This window comes from Dactylosporangium sp. NPDC049742, from assembly GCF_040674675.1.
Taxonomy (GTDB): domain Bacteria; phylum Actinomycetota; class Actinomycetes; order Mycobacteriales; family Micromonosporaceae; genus Dactylosporangium; species Dactylosporangium maewongense.
The window spans coordinates 150,716-164,506 of the sequence record NZ_JBFANF010000002.1 but is presented as its reverse complement, the minus strand read 5'-3'; the positions used below and the strand labels follow the sequence as shown (position 1 = coordinate 164,506).

The 13,791-nt window shown below is 72.1% G+C and carries 5 protein-coding genes and 1 pseudogene; 5 read left to right on the top strand and 1 reads right to left on the bottom strand.

From position 1 onward, the window contains the following. Window positions 1-15: 15 nt before the first annotated feature. From AB0J72_RS04255 to AB0J72_RS04240, 4 genes and pseudogenes are all read left to right on the top strand, one after another. Entirely contained in the window at window positions 16-3,030 is a 3,015-nt protein-coding gene (locus AB0J72_RS04255; RefSeq protein ID WP_363394271.1) for an FtsX-like permease family protein, read from the top strand. Between the two features lie 11 nt (window positions 3,031-3,041). Beyond that, on the top strand, window positions 3,042-3,914 hold the full coding sequence (locus AB0J72_RS04250) for an ATP-binding cassette domain-containing protein (protein ID WP_052387520.1): 873 nt from the start codon (window positions 3,042-3,044) through the stop codon (window positions 3,912-3,914). A gap of 4 nt (window positions 3,915-3,918) precedes the next feature. Further along, entirely contained in the window at window positions 3,919-4,800 is an 882-nt protein-coding gene (locus AB0J72_RS04245; protein ID WP_363394269.1) for a tetratricopeptide repeat protein, read from the top strand. Between the two features lie 11 nt (window positions 4,801-4,811). Further along, window positions 4,812-5,828 (top strand): annotated as a pseudogene (locus AB0J72_RS04240) (arginase family protein); the annotation flags it as partial. A 1,029-nt stretch (window positions 5,829-6,857) separates the two neighbouring features. Here AB0J72_RS04240 and AB0J72_RS04235 read toward each other — a convergent pair. After that, entirely contained in the window at window positions 6,858-8,747 is a 1,890-nt protein-coding gene (locus tag AB0J72_RS04235; RefSeq protein ID WP_363394267.1) for a penicillin-binding transpeptidase domain-containing protein, read from the bottom strand. A gap of 183 nt (window positions 8,748-8,930) precedes the next feature. Here AB0J72_RS04235 and AB0J72_RS04230 point away from each other — a divergent pair, with 183 nt between their 5' ends. After that, window positions 8,931-13,790, top strand: coding sequence for an NAD-glutamate dehydrogenase (locus tag AB0J72_RS04230; RefSeq protein ID WP_363394265.1), 4,860 nt, complete (start codon window positions 8,931-8,933; stop codon window positions 13,788-13,790). The last annotated feature ends 1 nt before the right edge of the window (window position 13,791 follow it).

Below are 13,791 nucleotides of genomic sequence, written 5' to 3'. Positions count from 1 at the left end.
AGCGGAGGTGGCGGCGTGATCGGGCTTGTGCTGTCGATGATCAGGGCGCGGCCGGGGCAGGCCGTGACCGCGTTCGTGATGGCCATGTTCGCCATGGCGGCCGCGGTGAGCGCGCCGGTCTACATCACCACCGCCGACCGGGCGGTGGTGGCGAGCGAGGTCGCCGCCGCGCCCGTCAACGAGCTGGTCGTGCAGGCCCGTCGGGAGACGAAGGCCGGTGACCGCGCCTTCGAGGACCTCGCGCCCAAGGTCTTCGTCTTCCCCGGGTTCTCGACCGTGTTCAGCGCCGAGACCAACACGTACGTGACCGGCCCCGTGCCCGGCGTCGAGCCGGTCGCGCCCCGGTTCGTGTACCGCGACGGCACCTGCGAGCACGTGCGGATCGTCGAGGGTCGCTGCTTCATCAGCCCGAGCGAGATCATCCTCAGCAAGCCGACGCTCGACCTGCTCAAGGTCGGCATCGGGACGGTGCTGGACGTCGACTGGTCCACGTTCGACGCCGAGGGCCAGGAGTGGGTGCCGTCCGGCAAGCCCACGGCCATGTCGGTCGTCGGCGCGTACGAGCCGATCGACGTGACCGAGCAGTACTGGGCCGACTTCGGCTACTTCGACAGCCGGGAGTCCGCCCGGCGCGTCACCGCACCGATCTTCGCCAGCCGGCTCTCGCTGGAGTCGATCGAGCGCCTGACCGAGCGGCAGGCCCTCGACGTCGTCATCGACCACGACGCGATCACCGGCGAGAGCCTCGCCGCGGTCAACGGCGCTGTCGAGAGCGGCCGGTCCCAGCTGCAGGGGCTGTCCGGGTCGCCGACGGTCAAGGCGGACCTGCCGCACCTGCTGACCAGGATCGAGCGCGACCGCGGCCTGGTCGCCCAGGTCGTGCCGGTCGCCGCGGTGCCGCTCGTGCTGCTGTGCTGGTTCGTGCTCTTCGTCGCCGTCGCGTCCGCGACCGCCGAACGCCGGCTCGAGCTCGGCCTGATGGCCCTGCGCGGGGTCACCTTCCCGCGCCGCTGGTGGCTCGCCGCCGGCGAGAGCATCGTGCCGATCCTGTTCGGCGCCGCCGCCGGCTTCGTCGCCGGCAACTACCTCGTCCGGCTCGCCGCCTGGCTGCTGCTGGGCGCCAGCGGCGACGTGCCGCTGGCCGAGGGGGCCAGCGCGTGGGCGCTCGTCGCGCTCGTCGGCGCCCTGTTCGCGGCGGTGCTCGCCCAGCGGGCAGAGCTGGCCAAGAAGACCATCGACCTGCTGCGCAACGTGCCGAGCCGGCTGTCGCGCTGGGGCGCCCCGGTCTTCGAGGTCGCGGTGGTGGTGCTCGCCGTCGTCGCCGTGCTGCAGCTGCGCGAGGGCGACAACGGCCTGACCGGCTTCGCGACGTTCGGCCCCTCACTGGTCGTCATCGCGGCGGGCCTGCTCGCGGCCCGCGGCGTGCTGCCCCTCGCCGAACGCAGCGGCCGGCGCGCCCTGCGCCGCGGCAGGATCGGCCCGACCCTCGCCGCGTACGCGATGGCCCGCCGCCCCGGCAGCCAGCGCATCCTCGCCCTGTTCGTGGTCGCGATCGCCCTGGCCTGCTTCGCGGCGACCGCGGCGACCGCCTCCGACGACAACCGTGACCTGCGGATCAGGGTCGAGCAGGGCGCCGACCGGGTCCTCACCGTCGAGCCCGTCAGCCGCACCGAGCTGCTCACGAAGGTCCGGGCGCTGGACCCGGCCGGCGACTTCGCGATGGCGGCGGCGATGCTGCCGCAGTCGGAGGACTCGGCGGTCCCGCCGGTGCTCGCCGTCGACTCCGCCCGCCTCGCCAAGGTCGCGCTGTGGAACGACGCCCACCTCACCGCCGCCGAGGCCGCCGCCGTGCTGCGCCCCGACGTCCCGCGGGAGAGCGTCATCCTGGACAACAAGGACGTGAGCCTCGACATCACCGTCGACAAGCTCGCCGACGCGTTCCGGGTCAGGTTCATCCTGGCCGTGGTGCCCCTGGACGGGGGCGCCGCCGGCGCCGTCGACTTCGGCGCGCCGCAGCTCGGGCGCCACACGTACGTCAAGAACCTCCCGATGTGCGTCAACAAGTGCCGCCTCGCCGCGCTGCGCATCGACCAGCCGGAGGACCGCGGCTTCGACGCCACGATCACCCTGCACTCCATGGCCCAGCGCGGCCAGACCGTCACCGACTTCAGCCAGGCCGACGAGTGGCGGGTCCCGGAGACCCCCGGCCCCAAGCTGCTCGTGCCGCAGGTGTCCCTCGCCGACGGCGGGCTGCGCCTGGAGGTGGCCAACTACAAGGGCGCCGACGTCGCCTACCGGCTCATGCCGGCGGACGTGCCGTCGCCGATGCCGGTCGTCATGGCCCGCACCGCGGGCATGGGCGACCACATGGCGACCTTCGACGGATCCCAGACCGCCGTGCAGGTCGCCGGCGAGGTCGTCCAGGTGCCCCGCCTCGGCTCGCGTGGCGGCATCGTCGACCTCGACTACGCCGAGCGGCTCTCCACCGAGCCCGTCGACACCATCACCCCGCAGGTCTGGCTCAACGCCAACGCCCCGGCCGACGTCCTCGACCGGGTGCAGGCGCAGGGCCTGAAGGTGATGAAGGACCAGCGCATCGGCCCGCTGCGGGACGCCCTCGACGAGCAGGGGCCGGCCGTCGCGCTGCGCTTCCACGAGCTCGCCGCCGGCCTCGCCGTCGTCCTGGCCGGCGGCGCGCTCTGGCTCGTCACCGCCCTGGACCGGCAGCGCCGCCGCGGCGAGCTGCGGGCGCTGCGGGCGCAGGGCGTCGCCCGCCGCGACGCGTCCGCCAACGGCTACCTGACGCTGGTCGGCACCGCGGCGGTCATCGGGCCGTTCGCCGCTCTGGCAAGCTGGCTGCTGGTGCGCGAACATCTTCCGGTGTTCACCGACGACCCCGGCACCTTCCCGGTGCCGGTCTGGCCGTCGCCACTTCCGGTCGTCGTCGCCTGGGCGGCGGCCGTGCTCATCCTCGCCGGCGTGGCGCTCCTCGCCGGCGCCCGGCTCCGTGCCGCGACCAGACAGCGATAAGGGGACTGCTCATGAACGGGTTGGCGGTGGCCTGCCGGCGGGTCGTGCACATCTACCGGGCCGAGGCGGGCGACGTCGTGGCCCTCGCCGGCGTCGACCTGTCGATCGGGCCGGGGGAGACCCTCGCCCTCGTCGGGCCGTCCGGCTCCGGCAAGTCGACGCTGATCGCGCTGCTCGCCGGGCTCATGCGGCCCTCCGCCGGCAGGGTCAACATCGGCACGTACGACATGGGCAAGCTCTCCGACGGCGAGATCGCCCGCCTCCGCGGCACCGAGATCGGCGTGGTGCTGCAGGGCGCCGCCCGCAACCTGCTGCCCTACGCGACGCTGCACCGCAACATCTGGCTCGCCCAGCGCCGCGCGGCCCGCACCGAGGGCATCAAGCTCGACGACCCGGACCGCATCCTGGACCTCGTCGGCCTGCCCGGCCTCGGCCGCGCCCGCATCGACGAGCTCGCGCCCGGCGCCCGCCAGCGCGCGGCGCTCGCCGTCGGCATCGCCGCCGGGCCCGGCCTCCTGCTCGTCGACGAGCCCACCAGCCAGCTCGACACCGCCGGCCGCGACGAGGTCCTCGAGGCTCTGGAGACCGTCAACCAGGAGCGCAACACGACCATCGTCGTCGTCACCCACGATGGTGACGTGGGCACCCGCCTCGGCCGCGCCGTCACAATCCGCGACGGCCGCGTCGGCGCCGAAGGCCGCGACGGGCAGGACTTCGCCGTCGTCGCCGGGGACGGCACCGTCCAGCTGCCGCCGGAGGTCCTCGGCGACTTCCCGCCCGGCACCCTCTTCACCGTGGAGCACATCGACGGCGCCGTCACACTGGTGGCGGGGGGATCCGACCGGTCACTTGCGGCGGACCACTTGGGGCACGTGCAAAACTAGCTCCATGAGCGACCCAAGGCAGACCCAGTCGATCTTCACCCGCGGGGCGGTGGACCTCGGTGCCCTGGCCCGGAGCAATCAGGCCGCGGCGCAGCGATCTGCCCAACCCTCCGCCGCGCCGAGCTCGGCGTTCGTGTTCGACGTCACCGAGGCCAATTTCCAGGACGCCGCCCTGCAGCGTTCGGTCACGACCCCGGTCGTCCTGGACTTCTACGTCGCCGGCAGCCAGCCGCACCAGCAGTTCTCCCCGCTGCTGGAGAAGCTCGCCGCCGAAGGTGAGGGCACCTGGCTGCTCGGCCGCGTCGACATCGAGGCCAACCCGCGGCTCGCCCAGATGTTCCGCATCCAGGGCATCCCGTTCGTCGTCGCGATCGTCGGCGGGCAGCCCGTCGACGCGTTCAACCAGATGCTGCCCGAGACCCACCTCCGCCAGTGGATCGACGCGGTGCTCAAGGCCGCCGGCATCGAGGTCCAGCGCGGCGACGACCCGCGCCTGCTCGCCGCGGACGACGCCCTCATGGACGGCGACCTCGACGGTGCCGAGGGGGCCTACCGCGCCATCCTCGCCGACACCCCGGCCGACCCGATCGCCGAGTCCGGCCTGGCCCAGGTCGCCCTGCTGCGCCGCACCTCCGGGCTCGACCCGGCGGCGGTCCTGGCGGCGGCGGGTGAGGACATCCCCTCCCAGCTGCTCGCCGCCGACATCGAGGTGCTCACCGGCCAGGCCGACCTGGCCTACAAGCGCCTCATCGACCTTGTCCGCCGCACCCCCGGCGACGACCGCGAGACGGTGCGCAAGCACCTCGTCTCGCTGTTCACCGTCGCGGGGCCCGACGACCCCGCGGTCGCCAAAGCCCGCCGGGCGCTGGCGAGCGCGCTGTTCTGAGCCGGGGCGGGATGCGCCGGATCGCCGTCGTCGACGCACCGAGCAACCTGGGGTTGCGGCCACCGACCGCAACCTCGGTCCCCGGCTGCGCGAAAGCTCCCGGAGCGCTGCGCGACAGCGGCCTGCTGGCCCGGCTGGGCGCCCGCGACGCGGGGTGCATCACCCCGTCGCGGTACGACCCGGCCGGCTGGCAGCCGGGCGACGGCGTCGCGCAGGCCGACGAGATCGCCGTCTTCGTCCGCCGGCTGGCCGACCGGATCGGCGCCGTCCTCGCCTCCGGCGACTTCCCGGTCGTCCTCGGCGGCGACTGCTCGATCCTGCTCGGCGCGGGGCTGGCGATGCGGCGGCACTCCGCGGACCTCGCCGGCCGGATCGGCCTGGTCTACGTCGACGGCCACTCCGACTTCCGCCACGAGGGCAACGCCTCCTACGTCGGCGCCGCCGCGGGTGAGGCGCTCGCTCTGGCGACCGGCCGAGGGCAGAGCAACCTCGCCTCGATCGAGCAGCGCCGGCCGTACTTCCGCGACGTTGACGTCGTCCTGCTGGGCATCCGCACCCACGACGAGTACCGCCTGGATCTGCAGGCCGCGGGGATCGTCGCCCGGGCGGTGCCGGAGCTGCGCTCGCACGGCGCGGCCCGCTCCGCCCAGTGGGCCCGCGACCAGCTGCGCGACTGCGCGGGCTTCTGGGTGCACGTCGACGTCGACGTCCTGGACCCGGCGGTGATGCCGGCCGTCGACGCGCCCGACGTGGGCGGGATCGCCTACCGGGAGCTGGAGATCCTGCTCAGCGGCCTGGTCTCCGACCCGCGCTGCGTGGGCGTGCAGGTCACCGTCTTCGACCCGGACTACGACCCGGACGGCCAGTACGCCCGCGAGGTCACCGACGTCCTCGTCGCCGGCCTGGAGCCCCTCGTCACGTCGTCGGCCCTGGCCGCCACCGACCTCACCCCGGTGGTGTCGGCCCCGCCGCTGCACGCGGACCCGCTCACCCCGGCACTCCCCACCCCGCCGCCGCCCGCCGCCCCGGAGCCGGACCTGGACCTGGCGCCGGATCCGGAGCCGGACGTGGACCTGGAGCCGGACCTGGAGCCGGACCTGGACCAGGAGCCGGACCTGGATGTCGAACCGGTCGGCGCCGCGCTGCCCCACGACGTCGCCGAGGACGGGGCGGAGCCGGAGTTCGAGTCCGACGCAGAGCCGGAGCCCGCGCCAGCCGCCGAGCCGGAGCCCGAGCCGGACGTGGAGTTCGGGCCGGAGCTGCAGTTCGAGCCGGAGTCGGACCTGGAGTTGGGGCCGGAAGCCGGGCTCCTCCCCCCGATCAAGTTCGTCCGCTTGGATGAGAACGGCGAGCCGTTGGATGCCGCGGGGTTGGAGCCGGCCTCCCCGGAGCCCGGCGACACCGCGACGGTCGGGGTCGAGCTGCCGCCCCTCGGCTGGGTGGACGTGCGGACCGGGGCGGTGGTCGACCTGGCCGCGAGCCGGAGGGCCGGGCGCGCGGAGGAGGGGAAGGCCGACGCGCCGTTGCTTCCGGCGTACAGTCGCGGCGCCGTGATCGGGATCACCACCCGGAAGCCGATCGACGTGGATGCCGAGGCGGCGCCCGGCGAGGTGGACGGCGGCTGGGTGGCTGTCGGCGGTGCGGCCGAGGCGGCGGAGGTCGTCGAGGTCACAGAGGCCACAGAGGTCGTGGGCGAGCCCGTCGAGCAGCCCGCCGAGGAGCCGGCTGAGCAGGGCGGTGCGCTGCCGTTCGGGCGTCCGGGGCGCAAGGGGCGCCGGGCTCCCCGGCTGGCCCTGACCCTCGCGCCGATCTCCGCGCCGCCCGCGTCGGGGCGGCTCGCCCGGCGCGCCGACCAGCCCAAGGACGCCGCCGCGCCCGCCGGCCACGGCGCCGTCGTGCCGTTCGTGCCGGCGCAGTCCAGGACGCCCGTCGAGGGGCCCGAAGGGCCGCTGACCGATGTGGTGCCTGCCGCTCGTACACCCGAGGAAGAACCGACACCAAAGCAGCATTGACACGACGCGGCCCCACCCGCAGAGGCGAGTGGGGCCGGTCGGGTGTCAGCCGATGGTCTGGAAGAACTTCCCGGCGATCGGGACGGCCGCCGCGGTGCTCGCGCCACCGTTCTCCACGAAGACGCAGAAGGCGATGTCGCCGCGGTACCCCATGAACCACGAGTGCGTGTGGGCGGGGTCGTTGTCGTACTCCGCGGTGCCGGTCTTGCCCCGCAGGTCGCCGGGCAGGTTCTTGAGCTGGTCGGCGGTGCCGACGGTGACGACCTCGCGCATCATCTGCCGCAGCGGGTCCAGCGCGGCCTGGCTGAGCTGCGGGCCGTCCTGTGCGGGGTTCTTCGGCGCGGGGTCGAGCACGAGCTGCGGCTGCTTCCACTGGCCGCGGGCGATCGCGGCGGCCGCGCCGGCCAGCGCGACCGGCGAGGACAGCGTGGTGCCCTGCCCGAACGCGGCCGCGGCCTGCTCGGACTTGGAGCCGTTCGCGGAGACCTTGCCGGTGAAGACGTCGACGCCGAGGTCCCACGGGATGCCGATGCCGACGCTTTGCGCGGTCTGCGCGAGGCCGTCGGGGGCGAGCTGCGGGGCGAGCGACGCGAATGCGGTGTTGCACGACTTCGCGAAGTCGGTCCGCAGCGGCACGTTGCCGAGCTCCATGTCGTGGGAGTTCTTGAACGTGCGGCCGTCGACGGTGAGGGTCTTCGGGCACGGGACCACCGTCTCGCCGGTCGTGCCCTTGTTGAGCACGCCGAGCGCGGTGATCGTCTTGAACGTCGAGCCGGGCGGGGTCTGCCCGACGAGCGCGAAGTTGTTGCCGGCCGCGCCGGGTCCGTTGGCGACCGCGACGATCGAGTTGTCGCTGATGCGGATCGCGACGAGGGCGGACCGGCGGGTGTCGAGGGCGAGGGCCGCCTCGGCCGCGTTCTGCATGTTGACGTCGAGGGTGAGCTTGATCGCGGCCCCGGGCGCCGCTTCGGTGGTGAAGAGCTTCTTGTCCGGGGTGCCGGTCGGCATCGGGACGATGACGGAGACGCCGGCCTTGCCCTGCAGCGCCGTGTCGTACTTCTGCTGGATCCCGGACAGTCCGACGACGTCGCCGACTTTGTACTTGCCCGGGTTCTTGTCCATGATCTCCTTGGTCACCTCGCCGGACGTGCCGATCAGCGCGCGGGCGAACTGCGCCGAGGGCCCCAGGGTCTGCGTCGAGTTGCGGGTGACGATGCCCGGCGTGGAGTTGAGCCTGTTGGAGATCGTGTCGTAGACCTCCTTGCGCAGCGTCACGACCTCGACGAACGCGTCGGGCTTGGCGTTCTTCACCTTGTTGGGCAGGGTCGACAGGTCGACCTGTACCTTGGCGGCGGCGAACGCGTCGGTGAGGTTCTTCGTCACGATGTTGATGTCGGTGACGGAGCGTGGCTGGACGCCGATGATGACCACGGGCTTGCTGCTCACGATCGGCTGGCCGGAGCCGTCGAGGATGCTGCCGCGCGGACCGGCCGACTTCTTCACGGTCAGCTTGTCGGTGGGCTCCAGCTCCGGGTTGATGGTCTTGGCGCCCCAGACCACGGTCCACTGCTTGTCGACGCGCCTGGCCTGGACGGTGGTGTCGTACTCCCAGGTCGAGTCGACGACCGGCCACTTCACCGTCACGACGGCGCTGGCCTCGTCCTTCTTGACCGCGGGCGCACCCTTGATGGTCAGCTTGGGCGGGGTGGCGGCGAGGTCGCCGGCGACGGTGGTCCACAGCTTCTGCGCCGCGTCACCGCTGAGCGCTTTGCCGTCCGTGCCCACGAACTTCATCCCGGCGATGTTGCCCTTCTCCCACGCCGCGAGGAACGTCTTCAGCGCGTCGTCCGGCGGCTTGCTGGAGCAGGCGGGCAGGGCGCCGAGCATCGCCAGCCCGGCGAGGAGGGCGATCATGCGACGAAATGAAACGGCCATGGGGGCGATTCTGCGTCATGAAAGCCACGATCCGCACGCCCCAAGATCGGAAAAGTTGGACAATTGGTATGGGGCGTACTGGTCGATCGGCTAACCGACGCTGGGCCGATCAGAATTGTCGGGGGTACGTCTTACGCTGTTCGGGACAACCCACAGCGTCGTGGGTGAGGGGAGAACAGACCGATGAACCGGCCCACGGCAACGGTGCGCACTGCGGTCGCCGAGCCAACGATCGAGGACGACGAGTTAGAGCAGCCAGTGCCCAACGCTGAGCACCTCGTCGCCGAGGCGGTGGTCCTGGCAGCAGCGCAGGACACCGATCCCACACTCGTCGCGCACTACTGGCGACTCGTCCCCGACGAGGAGCTGGCCAGCTGCCAGGTGGCGAAGATGGTGGCGGCCACCCGGTCGCACCTCGAGCTCGCCCAGCAGCGGGTGCCCGGCGAGCTGAAGCTCCGCCTCGGGCTCAGTGTGACCGGCGGCACATCGCTGGAGATCGTGACCGACGACATGCCGTTCCTGGTCGACTCCGTCACCAGCGCGCTGTCGTCCCGCAACCTGGACGTCAACCTGCTCGTCCACCCGCTCGTCGTGGTGCGCCGCCAGCCGCTGGGCGCCCTGGAGGAGATCCGGGGCGGGGTGGAGCCCGAGGACGCCGCCCCCGGCGACATCGTCGAGAGCTGGATCCGCATCGAGATCGACCGCATCCGCGACGAGCAAGACCTCGAGGTCGTGCGCACGGACCTGGCCCGCGTGCTCAACGACGTGCGCGAAGCGGTCGAGGACTGGCCGAAGATGCGCACCCAGGCGCTCACGCTCGCCGACGAGCTCGGCAGCGCGCAGCTGCCGGTGCCCGACAAGGACATCACCGACTCGGTGGAGCTGCTGCGCTGGCTCGCCGACGACCACTTCACGTTCCTGGGCTTCCGGCAGTACAAGCTGGTGAAGGGCGAGCACGGCGAGGACCTGCTGCAGGCCGTCCTCGGCACCGGCCTGGGCATCCTGCGCGCCGACCAGCCGCACCCGCGGGTGCTGAGCTCCATGACCGCCGAGGCCTACGCCAAGGCCCTGGAGAAGCGCCTGCTGATCATCACCAAGGCCAACTCCAGGGCGACCGTGCACCGCTCGGCGTATCTGGACTACGTCGGCTTCAAGCTCTTCGACGCCGACGGCAACGTGACCGGCGAGAAGCGCTTCCTGGGGCTGTTCTCCTCCGCGGCGTACCGCACCAGCGTGCAGGACCTGCCGGTGGTCAAGCGCAAGGTCGCCGAGGTGGTGGAGCGCTCGGGCCTGTCGCCGCGCTCCCACTCCGGCAAGGACCTCATGGAGACGCTGGAGACCTACCCGCGCGACGAGCTGTTCCAGATCACCACCGACGAGCTCTACCGCTCCGCGATGAGCGTGCTGCGCCTCGCCGGCCGGCGGCAGCTGCGGCTGTTCCTGCGCCGCGACGCGTACGGCCGGTTCATCTCCTGCCTGGTCTACCTGCCCCGGGACCGGTTCACCACCGCCAACCGGCTGCGCATCCAGCAGATCCTGCTCGCCGAGCTCAACGGCATCGGCGTCGACTACGCCACCCGGGTCGGCGAGTCGAAGTTCGCGCGGGTCCACTTCATCGTGCGCACCGAGCCCGGCAACCCGCCCGGCGACATCGACGTCGACGACCTGACCGAGCGGCTGTCGGAGGCGACCCGCCTGTGGGACGACGACTTCCGGCTCGTGCTGGAGCGCAAGCTCGACGACGAGCACCAGGCGAAGGAGCTCTACCAGCGCTACGGCACGGCGATCTCGGAGACCTACAAGGACGAGCACACGCCGTATGAGGCGGTGAAGGACGTCGCGAAGCTGGAGCTGCTCGACGAGCCGGGCCAGCTCGTCATGCACGTCTACCGGCGCCGCCAGGACGAGAGCGACATCCGGTTCAAGGTGTATCGCTACGGCGAGCCCATGATCCTGTCCGCCGTGCTGCCGGTGCTGCACTCCCTCGGCGTGCGGGTCACCGACGAGCGGCCCTACGAGATCGTCCGCTCCGACGGCACCATCTACCTCTACGACTTCGGCCTGCAGCTGCCCGCCGACTCGCGGGCGATCGCCGAGGTGCGGCCCCACCTGGAGAACGCGTTCTCCGCCACCTGGCGCGGCGAGGCCGAGATCGACAACTTCAACACCCTCGTCATCAAGGCCGGCCTCACCTGGCGCGAGGTCGTCGTCCTCCGCGCCTACGCCAAGTACCTGCGCCAGGCCGGCACGGTCTTCTCGCAGGACTACATGGAGACCACGCTGCTGCAGTACCCGGCGATCGCCTCCAAGCTCGTGGCGCTCTTCGCGGCCCGCTTCGACCCGCGGCTGCAGCTGTCGGAGGAGAGCCGCGCCGTGCAGTCCAAGGAGCTGGTCTCGGCGATCCACGCCGACCTCGACGAGGTGACCAGCCTCGACCAGGACCGCATCCTGCGCTCGTTCCTGACCCTGATCCAGGCGACGCTGCGCACGTCGTTCTTCCAGCGGGGCGAGGCGGGCCGGCCGAAGTCCTACACGGCGTTCAAGCTCGACCCGCAGTCGATCCCCGACCTGCCGGCGCCGCGGCCGAAGTTCGAGATCTTCGTGTACTCGCCCAGGTTCGAGGGTGTGCACCTGCGCTTCGGCTCCGTCGCCCGCGGCGGCCTGCGCTGGTCCGACCGGCGTGAGGACTTCCGCACCGAGATCCTCGGCCTGGTCAAGGCCCAGATGGTGAAGAACGCGGTCATCGTGCCGACCGGCGCCAAGGGCGGCTTCGTCCTGAAGCAGAACCCGGGCGACCGCGACGAGGCCGTCGCCTGCTACCAGCTGTTCATCTCGGCCCTGCTCGACGTCACCGACAACCTCGACGGCGGCAAGGTCGTGGCCCCGGCCGACGTGGTCCGCCACGACCCCGACGACCCCTACCTGGTGGTCGCCGCGGACAAGGGCACCGCCACGTTCTCCGACATCGCCAACGAGATCTCGGTGAAGTACGGGTTCTGGCTGGGCGACGCGTTCGCCTCGGGCGGCTCCGCCGGCTACGACCACAAGAAGATGGGCATCACCGCCCGGGGCGCCTGGGAGTCGGTCAAGCGGCACTTCCGCGAGCTCGGCGTCGACACCCAGACCACCGACTTCACGGTCGTCGGCGTCGGTGACATGTCCGGCGACGTCTTCGGCAACGGGATGCTGCTGTCCCGGCACATCCGGCTGGTCGCGGCCTTCGACCACCGGCACATCTTCATCGACCCCACGCCCGACGCCGCGACGTCGTTCGCGGAGCGGCAGCGGCTGTTCGACCTGCCCCGCTCGTCCTGGGGCGACTACGACAAGTCGATCATCTCCGCCGGCGGCGGGGTCTACCCGCGCACCGCGAAGTCGATCCAGCTCACCGCGGAGGCGAAGGAGGCGCTGGGCATCCCGCCGTCGCTGACCTCCATGACGCCCAACGAGCTGATGCACGCCATCCTCGCCGCCCCCGTCGACCTGTTCTGGAACGGTGGGATCGGCACCTACGTCAAGGCCACCGGCGAGTCGCACGCCGACGTCGGCGACAAGGCCAACGACTACCTGCGGGTCAACGGCCGGGAGCTGCGGGCCAAGGTCGTCGGCGAGGGCGGCAACCTCGGCCTGACCCAGCGGGGTCGGATCGAGTTCGCGCTCGGCGGCGGCAGCATCGCCACCGACTTCATCGACAACTCCGCCGGCGTCGACTGCTCCGACCACGAGGTCAACATCAAGATCCTGCTCGACCGCGCGGTCGCCGCCGGCGAGCTCGACCAGGCCGAGCGCAACCCGCTGCTGGCCCAGATGACCGACGAGGTCGGCGAGCTGGTCCTGCGCGACAACTACGACCAGGCCACCGCGCTGGGCAACGCCCGCGCCCAGTCCCGCTCGCTGCTGCCGGTCCACAAGCGGCTCATCGCCGACCTGGAGCGCCGCGGCCAGCTCGACCGGGCCCTCGAAGGGCTGCCGACCGACGAGGAGCTCGACTCCAGGGCGGCGCTCGGCGTCGGCCTGACCTCACCCGAGTTCGCCGTCATGCTCTCGTACGTGAAGATCGTGCTCGAGCACGAGATCCTCGACTCCGGCCTGCCCGACGAGGAGTGGACCAACGAGGTGCTCGTCGGCTACTTCCCGACCGCGCTCCGCGAGCGCTTCGTCGAGTCGATGGCGGAGCACCCGCTGCGCCGCGAGATCGTCACCACCGCCGTCGTCAACGAGGCGGTCAACCGGGGCGGCACGTCCTTCTTCCACCGCGCCTCGGAGGAGACCGGCGCCGGCTCGGCCGACGTGCTGCGGGCCTCCGTCGTGATCCGCGAGGTGTACGGGCTGAACGCCCTGCGCGCCGCCGTGGAGGATCTCGACAACCAGATCCCGACCGAGTCGCAGACCGAGGTCTACCTGGAGATCCGCCGGCTGCTCGACCGCGCCGTGCGCTGGCTGGTCTCCAACCGGCGCCTGCCGATCGACGTGCCCGGCGAGATCGCCCGGCTGCGCCCCGGCATCTCGCGCCTGCTCGGCGAGCTCGACACCCTCTTCCGGGGGCGCGAGCGCGACGTCCTGACGGCCAACACGGCCCGCCTGCGCGACCTCGGCGTGCCCGAGGACCTGGCCGAGCAGACCACCCGCATCATGTACGGGTTCGGCCTGCTCGACATCGTGGAGGTCGCCTCGCAGACCGGCCGCGAGGTCAACGAGGTGGCGACGGTCTACTACGTGCTCTCCGAGCGCTTCCGCATCGACAACCTGCTGTCGAAGATCTCTGGCCTGCCGCGCGAGGACCGCTGGCAGACCCTGGCCCGCATGGCGCTGCGCTATGACCTGTACGCGGCGCTGGCGGCCCTGACCGCGGAGGTCCTCAACGGCACCGCCCCCTCCGACGACGCGGAGGCCCGGGTCGACGAGTGGGAGCAGAGCAACGCGACGTCGATCGCCCGCACCCGCAACGCCATCGGCGAGTTCGCCGAGTCCCCTGGCGACCTCGCCGCCCTCTCCGTCCTCCTCCGCCAGATCCGCACCCTGGTCCGCGCCTCCGCCGCCTAAC